General features: G+C 69.6%; 11 protein-coding genes. 7 read left to right on the forward strand and 4 right to left on the reverse strand.

Going from position 1 to position 14,241, the window contains the following annotated elements; all coding sequences use genetic code 11:
- Window positions 1-3 precede the first annotated feature (3 nt).
- Together ABD331_RS06450 and ABD331_RS06455 are read left to right on the forward strand one after the other, a co-directional pair.
- A complete protein-coding gene (locus tag ABD331_RS06450) occupies window positions 4-864 on the forward strand; it encodes a carbohydrate ABC transporter permease (protein WP_344471495.1) in 861 nt (286 codons plus the stop codon).
- A 64-nt stretch (window positions 865-928) separates the two neighbouring features.
- Complete coding sequence (locus tag ABD331_RS06455) at window positions 929-1,693, forward strand: IclR family transcriptional regulator (RefSeq protein ID WP_344471497.1); 765 nt, start codon at window positions 929-931, stop codon at window positions 1,691-1,693.
- A 1,010-nt stretch (window positions 1,694-2,703) separates the two neighbouring features.
- On the opposite strand, the gene ABD331_RS06460 is transcribed toward ABD331_RS06455, so the two are convergent.
- The 3 genes from ABD331_RS06460 to ABD331_RS06470 are packed head-to-tail and all read right to left on the reverse strand — an operon-like array spanning window position 2,704 to window position 5,263.
- Window positions 2,704-3,507, reverse strand: a complete 804-nt coding sequence (locus ABD331_RS06460) for an alpha/beta hydrolase (protein WP_344471499.1) — start codon at window positions 3,505-3,507, stop codon at window positions 2,704-2,706.
- 10 nt (window positions 3,508-3,517) lie between these two features.
- Window positions 3,518-4,414: an alpha/beta hydrolase gene (locus ABD331_RS06465; RefSeq protein WP_344471501.1), complete on the reverse strand. Its 897-nt coding sequence runs from the start codon at window positions 4,412-4,414 to the stop codon at window positions 3,518-3,520.
- 27 nt (window positions 4,415-4,441) lie between these two features.
- On the reverse strand, window positions 4,442-5,263 hold the full coding sequence (locus ABD331_RS06470) for an alpha/beta fold hydrolase (RefSeq protein WP_344471503.1): 822 nt from the start codon (window positions 5,261-5,263) through the stop codon (window positions 4,442-4,444).
- 314 nt (window positions 5,264-5,577) lie between these two features.
- On the opposite strand from ABD331_RS06470, the gene ABD331_RS06475 reads away from it, so the two are divergent.
- Genes ABD331_RS06475 through ABD331_RS06485 form a run of 3 tightly spaced genes read left to right on the forward strand, consistent with a single transcriptional unit; the run spans window position 5,578 to window position 8,498 of the window.
- On the forward strand, window positions 5,578-6,546 hold the full coding sequence (locus tag ABD331_RS06475; RefSeq protein WP_344471505.1) for a helix-turn-helix domain-containing protein: 969 nt from the start codon (window positions 5,578-5,580) through the stop codon (window positions 6,544-6,546).
- A complete protein-coding gene (locus ABD331_RS06480; RefSeq protein WP_344471507.1) occupies window positions 6,533-7,501 on the forward strand; it encodes a helix-turn-helix domain-containing protein in 969 nt (322 codons plus the stop codon). The genes ABD331_RS06475 and ABD331_RS06480 overlap by 14 nt, the downstream gene beginning before the upstream one ends.
- Before the next feature lies 1 nt (window position 7,502).
- Window positions 7,503-8,498, forward strand: a complete 996-nt coding sequence (locus tag ABD331_RS06485) for a helix-turn-helix domain-containing protein (RefSeq protein ID WP_344471509.1) — start codon at window positions 7,503-7,505, stop codon at window positions 8,496-8,498.
- Window positions 8,499-9,076: 578 nt separating this feature from the next.
- Here ABD331_RS06485 and ABD331_RS06490 read toward each other — a convergent pair.
- Window positions 9,077-10,549, reverse strand: coding sequence for an aldehyde dehydrogenase (NADP(+)) (locus ABD331_RS06490; RefSeq protein WP_344471511.1), 1,473 nt, complete (start codon window positions 10,547-10,549; stop codon window positions 9,077-9,079).
- Window positions 10,550-10,652: 103 nt separating this feature from the next.
- Here ABD331_RS06490 and ABD331_RS06495 point away from each other — a divergent pair, with 103 nt between their 5' ends.
- Both ABD331_RS06495 and ABD331_RS06500 read left to right on the forward strand, forming a co-directional pair.
- The gene (locus tag ABD331_RS06495) at window positions 10,653-11,909 is read left to right on the forward strand and encodes a glucarate dehydratase family protein (RefSeq protein WP_344471513.1); all 1,257 of its coding nucleotides are present in this window, start codon (window positions 10,653-10,655) and stop codon (window positions 11,907-11,909) included.
- 954 nt (window positions 11,910-12,863) lie between these two features.
- The gene (locus tag ABD331_RS06500; protein ID WP_344471515.1) at window positions 12,864-14,024 is read left to right on the forward strand and encodes a glycoside hydrolase family protein; all 1,161 of its coding nucleotides are present in this window, start codon (window positions 12,864-12,866) and stop codon (window positions 14,022-14,024) included.
- Window positions 14,025-14,241 lie beyond the last annotated feature (217 nt).

The following is a 14,241-nucleotide window of genomic DNA, read 5'->3' on the forward strand; positions in this document are numbered from 1 at the left end:
GTCATGAGGTTCGACAGCGCCCTCGGCCTGGAGTCGCGGCGCGGCCCCCTGGCGACCGCCGGAAAGGTCATCATTTATGCCCTTATGGTGGCGGTCTTCACCGGCCCGCTGGTCGGCCTCCTGATCAGCGCCTTCAACAAGACGCTCGACCCCACCTCGTTCTCCTTCTGGCCCGACGAGTTCACCTTCGAGAACTTCCTCCAGGCCCAGGACAAGAACGTCTACCTGTACCTGCTCAACTCCTTCATCGTCGTGGGCTTCGGCCTCCTCCTGCAGATGCTGGTGAGCGTCTTCGCGGCCTACTCGCTGGCCCGCAAGAAGTTCCGCGGCATGACGGTCGTGATGCTGCTCATGCTCGCCACGATGATGCTGCCCGAGGAGATCATCGCGATCCCCCTCTCCCTCGTCCTGGCCGACCTGCCGCTGCTGCACCTCAACCTCATCGGCACGTACGCCGGCATGATCCTGCCCGTCGGGGCCTGGGGCTTCTCGATCCTCGTCATGACGGAGTTCATGAAGGAGGTGCCGGTCGAGCTGGAGGAGGCGGCGCGCATCGACGGCGCCGGCGAGCTGCGCATCTTCGCCACGATCATCGTGCCGCTGTGCCGCCCGGCCCTCGGCGTGATCGGCGTCTTCGGCTTCACCATGATCTGGGATCAGTACCTGCTCCCGCTGATCGTCGCCCCGACGTCCGACATGTGGACGCTGCCCATCGCGCTACGCTCGCTCCGGTCGGACGAGGAGGTCGGCATCGGCGTCCTGCTGGCGGCCTCGCTGCTCGCGCTGCTGCCGTCGATCATCGCCTTCCTGGCGTTCCAGCGGCAGTTCATGCGCGGGCTGACCAGCGGCGCTATCAAGGGTTAAGCGTCCATGTATCTGGACGGTATCCCATATCCTGGATCTTTGACGGATACGAGATGGGACGACCATGGAGCAGCCCCCGCTGGTCAAGTCCGCGGAGCGGACCGTACGCATCCTGGAGACGCTCGCCGACTCGCACCACCACCTGACCCTGTCGGAGCTCCAGCAACGGACCGGCTTCCCCCGCAGCAGCCTCCACGCCCTCATGCGCACCCTGGTCGAGCTCAACTGGGTGGAGACCGACTCGGCCCGATCCGCGTTCGGCATCGGCCCGCACGCCCTGCTGACCGGCACCGCCTACCTCGACAAGGACCCCGCCCTCCCCTTCGCCCAGGACTGCCTCGAAGACCTACGGGACGAGATCGGGCAGACCGTGCACTTCGCCCGCCGTGACGGCGCACACGTCCTCTACCTGGCCACCAGGGAGTCGCGCGAGGCCGACCACATCATCCCCCGCGTCGGCCGGCGGCTGCCCGCCCACGTCACCGCCCTCGGCCAGGTCCTGCTCGCCCAGCTCACCGACGACGAGGTCGGGGCCCTGCTGCCGCAACCGCTGACGGCGCTCACCTCCCACACCATCACCGACCTCACCAAGCTCACCGGAGAGCTCGACCAGGTGCGCACCAGAGGATGGTCGTACGAGAAGGAGCAGGGGACGCCGGGGGTGGCCTGCGTGGCCGTCGCCGTCGACTACCGCATCCCGGCCACCGACGCGATCAGCTGCTCGATGCCCGCCGCCCTCGCACCCGCCGACGTCGAGCCGATCACCGAAGCGATCATCAAACACACCCGCAAGCTCGCTGCCACCCTCCGCAGGGAGGGCATCCGCTAGGCCCCTCCTCCATCCGCTAAGGGCCGCCGCCCTCCTCCACCGGAAGGGCATCCGCTAGGGCCGCCACTCTCTTCCACCGGAAGGAACCATCATCCATGCGGCTGGACGGCGTTCTCTTCTTCCCTGTCACCCCCTTCGGCCCCGACGGCGCCCCCGCCGAGCCTGCCCTCACCCCACCGCCCGCACCCTCGCCGCCGCCGCCGAAGGCGCCGACGGCCTGCTCGTCATGCCGCGCTTCACCCCCGAGGCCGTGGCCGCCCTGGCCACCGACGTTCCGAACATCGTGGGCTTCAAGGACGGCCTGGGCGACGTAGACCTCCTGCAACGCATCATCCTCACCGTGCGCCGCGCCACCGGCGAGCCCTTCACGTTCTTGTGCCCGCCTATCGGGGGATCGGGGTGGAGCTGTACTCCAGTGCGGAGCATGTGCGGGTCTTGGAGGGGCTTATCGAGGTGGGGCTTGAGATCGCCAACACCTGACACCTGCCGGTGAGGGACTGGCCTCTCGCCGTCCCACATCCAGAACGCCGACACGTCCCCACCCGCACACCCACATGCACCTCAGACCCCTGCACCCCACTACACGCGCATCCCATCAGGCGCCACCGCCTCCACGCGGGCCCCCCAAGCGCCGCCCCCTCCACGCGCCGTCCCCTCCACGCGCCGTCCCCTCCACGCGCCGTCCACACCACGCGCATCGCCCACACGCGCCGCCCCCTGTACGCGCACCCCAATCACGCGCCGCCGACATCACGCACACCCAACATGACCCAGGCCCCTCGGCACCGGCCGCGCACATCACACATGCTCCCGCCCGACCAAGCGCACCACGACGCTCCCACCCCGATACCGGGCGCGTTCACGCTCCCGTTCGCAGCCTCGTACACCAGGCCGCGTACACCACCTGCGCCTGCACTCGGCCACCACGCCGCCACCAGCACATCACCCGGCCCACGACCGGAACGTCCTGAGGGGTCCCGGCCGTGCCCCGCGCGGCCGGGACCGGAGCTTCAGGAGTGGTCGAGCGCCCAGGTGAGGGCGTGGTCGGCGACCTCCTGCCAGCCGTCCTGAGCGGGCATCAGGTGGGACCGGCCCGGAAAGGTCACCTGCTCGGTGACGGTGCCGGGCGCCTTGTAGTGACCGGCGTTCGAGATCTGCACCTTGGGCGGCATGAGGTGGTCGTTCTCGCCGGAGATGAACAGCAGCGGCTTGCGGTCGGGGTTGCGGTAGTCGACGTAAGTGTCGTCATGGCCAGGGTGGATGTTGGCCAGCGCGCTGCCCCAGAACACGTGGCCGGAGGCCGGGATGTGGTAGCGCTCGTAGGTGGCCTTGGCCTGGTCATCGGGGAAGGTGTTGGTGAAGGTGTAGCGCCATTGGTCGAAGGTGAGCCCGACGGCCTTGTGGCGGTTGGCGGGGTTGCGCAACATCGGGAACGAGGCGCGGATCTGCGACAGCGGAATGATCTTGACGCCTTCGGTGGGGGCCGAGTTGATCGCGACCCCGGCCGCGCCGTACCCATGGTCGAGCAGGATCTGGGTGAAGACGCCTCCGGCGGAGTGGCCGATGAGGATCGGTTCGGTGTCCAGGCCGTCGATCAGCTGCTCCAGCGAGGAGATGATCGCGGGGACTTCGAGGCGTTCGATCGGGGTGGGGTCGGCGTTGAGTGCCTCGACCTCGGCCTCGAAACCGGGGTAGGCGGGGGCCAGCACACGGAAACCCTTGGCCTTGTAGTACTCGACCCAGCGCTCCCAGCTCCGGGGGGTGACCCAGAAGCCGTGAATGAGGACGATCGTGTCAGGTTTGGTCGCGGACATCGGGGCTCCTTCAGCGGGTTCCGGCGTGGGCGGCGAGGATGGTGGCGACCGCGGCGGCGGGGTGGGACATCATGACCACGTGGGAGGAGCGGATCTCCCGCACGTGACTGCCGGCCCGCTCGGCCATCATGCGCTGGACGGCCGGGGGAATGACCTTGTCCTGGGTCGGGATGAGATACCAGGAGGGGATGGTCTTCCAGGCTGGGGGGCCGCTGGGCCCGGCGAGTCCGGCGACGCTGCCCGGCCGCTGGGTGGCGGCCATCAGCCGGGTCTGGTGCTCGGGCAGGTCGGCGGCGAACACCTGCCGGAACTTGGCGGGGTCGATGTAACCGTCGGCCGGGCCGCTGCCGTCGGGCGGGATCGTGCCGTCGGGCAGCGGGTAACGCCGCGTGATGAGCGCCTCGCCGAGCAGGCTGCCGGTCACGCTCGTGGCGAGCTGGAGCGCGCTCTCTCCCTGATCAGGAGCGAAGGCGCCCAGGTAGACGAGGGCCTTGACGCCCGCGTGGCCACGGGCGGCGTTGGTGATGACTGCTCCGCCGTACGAATGTCCGACCAGGATGATCGGGCCGGAGATCATGGCCAGGACACTGGAGATGTAGGCGGCGTCGCCGGCGGCGTCCCGCAGCGGGTTGGCGGGGGCGATCGTCGGGAAGCCGGCGGCCTGGAGCAGGGCGATGGTGTCGTTGAAGCCGGAGGCGTCGGCGAACGCGCCGTGCACCAGCACCACGGTCGGTTTCGCCGTACGGCCGACGCCCGACTCCGCTTGGCCGACGCCCGACTCCGCCTGGCCGACGCCCGATTCGGCCTGGGCGGCGCCCGATTCGGCCTGGGCGGCGCCCGAGCCGCACATGAGGGCGGCGACGCTGATCATGACGATGAGAGCGCGTCTGAGAGACGAGATGCGCATGAGGACTCCTTGGGTGTCCACGGCGGGTCAGGAGGCCAGGAAGGCGAGCAGGTCGGCGGTGAACTCCCGCTCGAACGCGCCCACCAGGCCATGGGGAGCACCGGGGTACACCTTGAGCCGCGCATCCTTGACGATCTTGGCGGACTCGAGTCCGGCGGCGACGATAGGGACGATCTGGTCGTCGTCGCCATGGGCGATGAAGGTGGGCACGTCGATCTTCCTGAGGTCCTCGTGGAAGTCGGACTCGGAGAAGGCGCGGATGCAGTCCAGCGCCCCCTTGATGCCGACCTGCATGGACTGGGCCCAGAAGGCTCGGGAGACCCCCTCGGAGACCTGGGCGCCCTCGCGGTTGAACCCATAGAAGGGGAAGGACAGGTCGTAGTAGAACTGCGACCGGTCGGCCGTCACCCCGGCTCGGATGGCGTCGAAGGCTTCGATCGGCAAGCCCTGCGGGTTGTCCCCGGTCTTGAGCATCAACGGCGGCACCGCGCCCAGCAGCACCACCTTGGCCACCCGGGAGGTGCCGTGGCGGCCGATGTAGCGGGTGACCTCGCCGCCGCCTGTCGAGTGGCCGACCAGGACGACGTCCCGCAGATCGAGGGTCTCGATCAGGGTGGCGAGGTCGTCGGCGTAGGTGTCCATGTCGTTGCCGTGCCACGGCTGGGACGAGCGTCCGTGGCCGCGCCGGTCGTGGGCGATCGCCCGGTAGCCGGAGGTGGCGACGGCGTGGGCCTGCGGGTCCCACGCGTCGGCGTTGAGTGGCCAGCCGTGGCTGAACACGACGGGCTGCCCGGTGCCCCAGTCCTTGTAGAAGATGCTGGTTCCGTCAGCGGTGGTAACGAAAGACATCGTGTCTCTCCTGTGGTCGCGAGCCAGTTGGTTGCTTGCTGACAGATCGTCACGGGCGGACGGGGGTTCGGATTGGCCCCTGCGTGCCACGATCTGCACTGTGCACGCCAGGCTGGACGAGCGCGTCGGCCGCACCGACCCGCCGTGACCTTGTCCGTTGCCGGACAGCGCCGTGATCGCCTTCGCCGAGTGGGACTGGTCAGCACGCCGGGTGATCAGCGAGAATCCGGCGGAAGGGGGACATTGCCCCCATCCGTACCTTTTTGATCGCGCCAAGCGCTGCTGTCAGTCCGTCACACGCGGGGGGAGAATTCGTGCTGCTTCTGGATACCGCCGACGTCCGGCCCGAGGACCGGATCGAGGTCTTCGAGGCGGCCGTGCTCGGCCAGACCGGCAGTTGCGGGGTGGAGCACGAGCTCGGCCCCGACGGCCTGATGAGCAAACGGCTGGAGGGCTGGCGGTTCGGGCCCGTGGCCATGTACTTCAATTCCGGTACCGGGATGCGGTACTGGCAGACCTCACGCCATCTGCGCATGGACTCCTGGAACACCGTCTCGGTCCTCGCCCAGGTCGACGGCCGCGGTCAGTTCGTCTGGAACGATCATCAGCAGGTTCTCACCGCCAAAGATCTGGTCGTCGCCACCAAGTCGGCCGGTTACTGGGAACGAACCTGGACCGGTGTCGGCTCGAACATCGCTCTCATGATCGACCTGGAGCAGATCGCGCTGCCCGACAGCATGATCCACACCGTGGTGCCGCGCATCACCCGCAGCCCCATCACCCCGCTGGTGCTGAGCCACATCCGCACCCTGCACCGCGACGCCGACCAACTGGCAGCCGACGCCGGATCCGACGACGTCGGCCAGGCGACTCTCTCGCTGGTCCGCGCCCTCATCGCCTCCGTCATCACCGACGACCGCACGCGCCGCGCGATCGGCGACGAGACTCTCCTGGTGCGGGTGCTCGCCTACATCCGGGCCCACCTGACCGACCCGGAGCTCACCCCGGCCCGGATCGCCGCCGTCCACAACATCTCCCTGCGCTCCCTCTACCGCTTATGCGAAGACGGCGGCCTCAGCCTGGAGCAATGGATCATCCGCCGCCGCCTCGACGGCGCCCGCCGCGACCTGACCGCCACCGAACACGCCCACCGCACCATCGACGCCATCGCCCGCTCCTGGGGCTTCACCCACCCCGGCTACTTCACCCGCAGATTCCGAGGCGCCTACGGGCTCACCCCTCGTGAGGCACGGCGGCGAGGGAAGAACCATGCTGCTCTTTGAGACCGACGACATCCCGCCCGCCGACCGGGTCGACGCCTACCGTGAGGCCGTGGTGGCCGAGACCGGCAGTTGCGCCATCGACCACGAGCCCGGAGCCGACGGCCACGTCAACAAGCGCATCGAGGCCTGGCACTTCGAGCCGTTCGCCCTGTACTACACCTCCGGCAGCGGCTTCCGCTACTGGCAGACCTCGCGCCACCTGCGGATGGACTCCTGGAACACCGTATCGATCATCACTGTGCCCGCCGGCAAGGGCGGCTTCATCTGGAACGACCACCAGCAGGCCATGACCCCGCGCGACCTGGCCATCACCAACAAGTCGGCCGGCTACTGGGAGGTCAACTGGAGCGGGACCGGCGCCACGCTCTGCCTCCTGGCCGACGCGGCCCACGTGGGGCTGCCCGACAGCATGATCCACACCGCGGTCCCGCAGATCTCGCACAGCCCGATCACCCCGCTCCTGCTCAACCACATGCAAGCGCTGCACCGCGGCGGCGACCACGTCGCCGGCGGAGCAAGCGCGAACGATCTCGGCCAGGCGACCCTCTCCCTCGTCCGCGCTCTGGTCGCCTCAGTCGGCGCACCCCCCGACACCCGGCGTGCCATCGCCGACGAGACTCTCCTGGTCCGGGTGCTCGCCTACATCCGAGCCCACCTGACCGACCCGGAGCTCACCCCGGCCCGGATCGCCGCCGTCCACAACATCTCCCTGCGCTCCCTCTACCGCTTATGCGAAGACGGCGGCCTCAGCCTGGAGCAATGGATCATCCGCCGCCGCCTCGACGGCGCCCGCCGCGACCTGACCGCCACCGAACACGCCCACCGCACCATCGACGCCATCGCCCGCTCCTGGGGCTTCACCAGCCCAGCCCACTTCACCCGCAGGTTCCGCCAAGCCTACGGAACCACCCCACGCGCCTGGCGCGCCACCTCGGCGCCGACCACCGGAGACTGACATGCTCCTGCTCGACACCGACGACCTTCCCCCCGGCGACCGGGTCGACGCCTTCAACGCCGTGGCGACCGCCGAGACCGGCACCTGCGGCATCGAGCACGAGCTCGACGCGGGCCATGGCTTCCGCAAGCGCATCGCCGCCTGGCGCTTCGGCCCTGTCACCCTGTTCCGCAACCAAGGGTCGGGCATGCGGTACTGGCAGACCCTCAGGCACCTGCGCCAGGACTCCTGGAACACCGTCTCGGTGCTCACCCAGTCTCACGGGCAGGGCGGCTTCGGCTGGGACGGCCAGCAGCGCCGTCTCACCGCCCACGACCTCGCCCTCGCCAGCAAATCAACCGGCCCATGGGAATGCCGCTGGTCCGGCACCGGACAGAGCCTGGGCCTCATGCTGGACGCCGACCTGCTCGGCCTGCCCGATGACGTGATCCGCACCGCGATCGCCAACACTCCGCACAGCGACATCACCCCTCTCCTGCTCTCGCACCTGCACAGCCTCAACGCCGACGCCGACCGCCTGGCCGCCGAGCCCGGCGTCGCCGCCCTCGGCGACACCGTCCTGGCCCTCCTGCGTGCCCTCGTCGCCTCCACCACCACCGACCCCGCCCGCCGCGAGATCGCCGAACAGACTCGCTTCACCCGCGTCCTGGCCTACGTCCGTGCCCACCTGACCGACCCGGAGCTCACCCCGGCCCGGATCGCCGCCGCCCACAACCTCACCCTCAAGGCGCTGCGAGGGCTCTGCGACGACAACGGCATCGACCTCGAGCAGTGGATCATCGGCCGCCGCCTCGACGGCGCCCGCCGTGCCCTGGCCTCCGCTGAACACTCCCACCGCACCATCGACGACATCGCCCGCACCTGGGGCTTCACCAGCCCAGCCCACTTCACCCGCCGATTCCGCCACGCCTACGGAACCACCCCACGCGCCTACCGCCGCTCCCGTGGACACGACCAAAGCGCTACCTCACGGACCGGCGGCGCGGCCGGTGGATGATCCGCGCCGCCGCCTTCCTCGCCGCCTGGGCTGGCGGGTCTGGCGCCTACCTGGTGGTCGGCTTCGACGTCACCGCCGTGGCCGGCCAGATCTCGCTTCCCGGGTTCGTTCCACTGGTGAGTGAACGACTTCGTCCCGCCGTCCTCACGGACCTCGAACACGCATCCGCGCCGCTCTACGAAACCCGAAGCGGTTCAGCATGGGCGCCATGCATGCAACAGCACGGTGCCGCCGACCCAGCACGCAGAGCGGGCAGACACTCACCCCACCGCGCCACCAGACCGACGACCCCATCCGTCGTCAGCCGTCGTCAGCCGCCGCCAGTCACTGACAGCCACCCGACAACCGCTGCCAACCAGCCGCCACCAAGCAGCCGCCGTCGTGCCACCTCAACCAGCCGCCACCAAGCCAGCCACCTCCGCGCCACCACCAACCCGGCCACCACCGCACCACCGCCAGCCCGGCGACCACCGCGCCACCGCCAACGAGCCGCCATCGCCCCAGCCCGCCGTCAGCCATCCACCGTCGGCCAGCCGGTCAGTCCGTCAGCCGGTCAGACAGCCGACCCAACCACTCCTTCACCCAACCTGAAGCCGACCATCCACCCTCTGCGGAACACCCAGCGGATTCCCGTCCTTGAGCTCATCCGGCAGCAACGACTCAGGCCAGTCCTGGTAAGCGGTCGGCGCCAGCCACCGCCCGATCGCCGTAGCCCCCACAGACGTGTAGCTGGTCGTAGCAGCAGGCCAGGGCCCACCGTGATGCATGGCCCAGCACACGGCCACCCCGGTCGGCCACCCGTTCCAGATGAGCCGTCCGGCGGTCTTGCCCAGCGCCTCGGCGACCTCCCCGGCCTCCTCCGCGTCGGTGCTGTGGATGGTCGCCGTCAGCGACCCTTCGAGCCGCTCGAGCACCGGCCGCAGGTCCGAGACGTCCCGGTACGTGACCACGATCGACGCCGGCCCGAAGCACTCCTCACCGATGGCGGGCAGCTTCGACGCGAACGTCTCCAGGTCCGCGGTGAACACCTTGGGCGTGACCGCCAGGCTCCCCTCCCCCGGCTTGCCTTCGGCCAGCAGTTGCAACTGCCCGAGCCGCTCGACCCCGCCGAGGTATCCGTCCCTGATCCGCTCGGCGAGCATGGGCCCGCCGGTCGTCCCCTCGACGGCCTCGACGATCGCCTTCCGCAGCTCGTCCCCTTCGGGCACGAACATGAGCCCGGGGTTCGTGCAGAACTGCCCGACGCCGAGCGTCAGCGACCCGGCGAACCCGGTCGCCACCTCCTTCACGGGTGCGGACGGCAGCACGACCACGGGGTTGACGCTGCCGAGCTCGCCGTAGAACGGGATCGGCACCTCGCGCTCGTCGATCAGCTTCTGGATCGCCTTGCCGCCGGCCACGGACCCGGTGAACCCGGCCGCCACCACGCTCGGGTGCTGCACGAGGTCGGCGCCGGCCTGCATGCCCTGGACGAGCCCGAGCAGGTCCGGGTAGGGCAGCGCCTCCCGCACGATCTTCGCCACCCGCTCGGACGTGTTCGGGTGCCCGGGGTGCGCCTTCACGACGACGGGGCAGCCGGCGGCGAGCGCGGAGGCGGTGTCGCCACCGGCCACGGAGAACGCGAACGGGAAGTTGCTGGCCGCGAACACCGCCACCACGCCCTGCAGCGCGTGGTTCATGCGGCGCACGTCCGGCCTGGGCGGCGTGAGCGAAGAGTCAGCGTGATCGATGATGGCTTCCAGGTAACCGCCGTCCCTGATCACCTCGGCGAAGAGCCTGAACTGCCCCGCCGTACGCGCCACCTCGCCGCGCAGCCGTACCTCGCCGAGCGCGGTCTCCTGGTCGGCGAGCTGCCACAGCTCGTCCACGTGCGCGCTCAGCGCGTCGGCGACGGCCTCCAGCGCGACGGCCCGCTCGGCGGCCGGGGTCGCCCGCCAGGCCGCACCGGCGGCGGCCGCAGCAGAAACGATCAGATCGACCCCGGCGGTGTCGGTCTCGGGCAGGGCGGTGCCCACGGTCTCGCCGGTCCTGGGGTCGTGTCCGTAGATCATCGAAAGGCCCTTCGGAGTCTTGACACTTCTTCATTCTGATTCTTACAGTTGCGGCTACTTGTCCACAAATCTGGCTATCGTTCACATATATGGACGGCATGCGATGATCATCAGGCAGATCCACGTAACCCCCGTAGCCTTCCGGGATCCGCCTCTCCTGAACGCCGCCGGAGTCCACGAGCCATGGGCTCTCCGTACCATTGTCGAGGTCGTCACAGACGAAGGCCTGACCGGGTTGGGTGAGACCTACGGCGACCTCGAACACCTCGCCGCCGTCCGCGAGTGCGCCCAGGCCCTGATCGGCCTCGACGTCCACGCCCTCAACACGATGTACGCCCGCATCGCCGCCCTCGTCAGCGGCACCGTGCACGACCTGCACGGCCTCACCGGCGCCGCCACCGCCGAGAAGAGCATCGACCGCGTCTTCTCCCCCTTCGAGGTGGCTTGCCTGGACATCCGGGGCAAGGCGGCAGGCGTCCCGGTATCCGACCTCCTGGGCGGCGCGGTCAGGGACGCGGTCCCGTACAGCGCCTACCTCTTCTACAAGTGGGCGGGCCACCCGGGCGACGACCCGGACAGGTTCGGCGCCGCGCTCGACGAAACCGGCATCGTCGAACAGGCGAGGCTCCTGATCGACGAGTACGGCTTCCAGTCCATCAAGCTCAAGGGCGGCGTCTACCCACCGGACCAGGAGATCTCCGCGATCCGCGCCCTGCACGAGGCGTTCCCGGACATCCCGCTCCGCCTCGACCCGAACGCCGCCTGGTCGGTGGCCACCTCCATCCGCGTCGGCAGAGAACTCGAAGGCGCCCTCCAGTACCTCGAGGACCCGACCTCCGGCATCGACGGCATGGCGGAGGTGGCGGCTTCCGTCCCCATGCCCCTGGCCACCAACATGTGCGTCGTCACCCCGGAACACTTCCCGCCCGCCATGGCCTCCCGCGCCATCGGCGTCCTCCTCCTGGACCACCACTACTGGGGCGGCCTCGTCCGTTCCTCGCACATCGCCGCCATGTGCGACACCTTCGGCCTGGGCATGTCCATGCACTCCAACTCCCACCTCGGGATCAGCCTCGCCGCCATGACCCACCTGGCCGCCGCCACGCCGAACCTCACGTTCGCCTGCGACACCCACACCCCCTGGCAGGACGGCCAGGACGTGATCGCTCCCGGCCCCCTCCGCTTCGTGAACGGCGCCGTCCCAGTCCCCACCACCCCGGGCCTGGGCGTCGAGCTGGACAGGGACGCGCTCGCGATGATGAACGAGCAGTACGAAAAGTGCGGAATCCGCTCCCGCGACGACACCTCGTACATCCAACGCTTCGACCCCTCCTTCTCCCCGCAGAAGCCCCGCTGGTGAACCGCTCCCAACAACTCCCCGCCACCCACAGCGGATCTCGCCCGGCCACCCACACCAGACATCACTGGCACCCGCCACTCTGCAAGCACTCCCACGCCCGGACGCCCCGGCACAGCCCAGCGCGTCCGGTTCCCGACGGCCGGCGCAGACGCACCGCTCCGCCCCATGCGCCCCGTCACAGCGCCTTCATCCGCGACGCTCAGCCATGGCACGCCACTCCATCCCACTGGCCCCGGTACGCACGCACGGTCACGGCATGCCACTCCCCTCGCTGGCCCCAGCGCGAACGGTCACGGCATGCCACTCCCTTCGCCGGCCCCGCCGCGAACGGTCACGGCATGCCACTCCCTTCGTCGGCCCCGGCGCGAACGGTCACGGCATGCCACTCCTACCGCTGGCCCCGGCGCGCATGCTCACGGCGCCCCGCACGCCCCCTGGATGGTCGAAGCCAGACACTCCACCTCACACAAGCACACTCTGGGCACAGCGTGCATAGTCAGGGCGTCCCGCACACCCACTTGCCGCCGACCCAGACGCGCACCGACCTCCATGCGCCACCGGCCCAACACGCCCACTCGCGACGCCCATGCCAGGCGAGCCGCCTCACCCGCACACGCAAACCGCCGCACAGCACGCCCAGTACCGCATCACCACACACGCGCACCGCCGTACAACACAGTCAGCACCGCACCACCACACACACGCACCCGCCGTACAACACAGTCAGCACCGCACCACCACACACGCATCGCCGTACAACACGGCCAACACCGCACCACCACACACACGCACCGCCGCACAACACGGCCAACACCGCACCACCACACACACGCGCCGCCGCACAGCAGACGCAGCCAGCCACCCCGTGCACCACTGCCGAACACCGGCCAGGAGAATTGCGGCTGCACGTGAACATCCCACCCGCCTGGCGAATTCCAGCGAACTGACCCACCCATGACCGTCGGCAAGGAGACCCCGTTGATGAACGTCGCCTACCTCTACCCCTGGGACGTGGTCGGAGACCCATCAGCCCCCGGCCGCCTGGCAGACCTCGGCGTCCAGACGGTCGCCCTGGCAGCCATGTATCACTCAACGAGGGCAGCCACGCCGTACCACCCCGCTCACCGCGTCCTCGATGTGCCCTACCCGGCCTTCTATCTCCCGATCCGCCCGTCATCCTGGTCTCGCCTGGTCCCCGCGTCCCCCACGTGGACCCCTGCCGACGCCTACCTCCAAGCAAGGGACGCCCTGAGGGCAGCCGGCCTCCAGGTGCACGCCTGGACCGTCCTCACGCACAACTCGCACCTGGGCTCCGCCAACCCCGACCTGGTCGTACGCAACGCCTTCGGCGACCCGTACCCGTATGCCCTGTGCCCGGCCCACGAGGACGTCATCGAGTACTGCGAGCGCCTGGTCCAGGAGATCCTCGAGGTAGGCGAACCGGACGGCCTGATCCTGGAAGCCTGCGGCCCGATGGGCTTCGGCCACCAGACCGTCCACGAGAAAACGTCCGGCGCGGACTGGACTCCCGCAGACGTCGACCTCCTCTCCCTGTGCTTCTGCACGAACTGCGCCCCTCTCTATCCGGAGCCGACAAGGGCCGCCGTCCGCGCCGCCATCGACCGCACCACCTCGGCACCGCAGTCGTCCGCCACCACGGTCGAAGACGCTCTCGGCCCACTCGCCGACGAGGTACGCACCGTCCGCGCCACCCAATCGACCACCCTCCGCGAGCGCCTGATCTCCGTAGCCAGGAGAACCGCCGCCAACGTCCCCATCACCCTGCACGCCAACCCGGACCCCTGGGCCACAGGCGCCTTCGCCCCTCTCCCGTCGGGCGAACCAGGAGCAGACGTCCTGGTGGCGAACTGCTGGGGTGACCCGGCCACGGACGCCGCCCGCCTGGCCCGCCTCAAGGAACTCGCCACCCCGGACCAGCGAGTCGGCGCCTACGTCCTGGCCCTCCCACCCCGCCCGGCCGACCCAGATGTCCTGGCGGACCAGCTCAGGACCTACACCAAGGCCGGCGCGTCGGAGTTCCACCTGTACCACGCAGGCCTGGCCTCCCCCCACCGTCTGGCAGCCCTCGCCAAGGCCCTCCGCCTCCATGGCTGAGTAGGCCCACTGCAGCAGCGAGCGCCGTTCCATGACCCTCCACCACCACGACCATCGGCCTCCCAGCGAACTGCACCTCACCGCCCAACCCCACCTACCTCACCGCCCGCCCCCACCTACCTCACCGCCCGCCCCCACCTACCTCACCGCCCGCCCCCACCTACCTGACCGCTCAACTCCGCCTTCCCAACCGCCAACCCACCTACCTCGCCGCCCG

Source organism: Nonomuraea monospora (assembly GCF_039531895.1).
GTDB classification, from domain to species: domain Bacteria; phylum Actinomycetota; class Actinomycetes; order Streptosporangiales; family Streptosporangiaceae; genus Nonomuraea; species Nonomuraea monospora.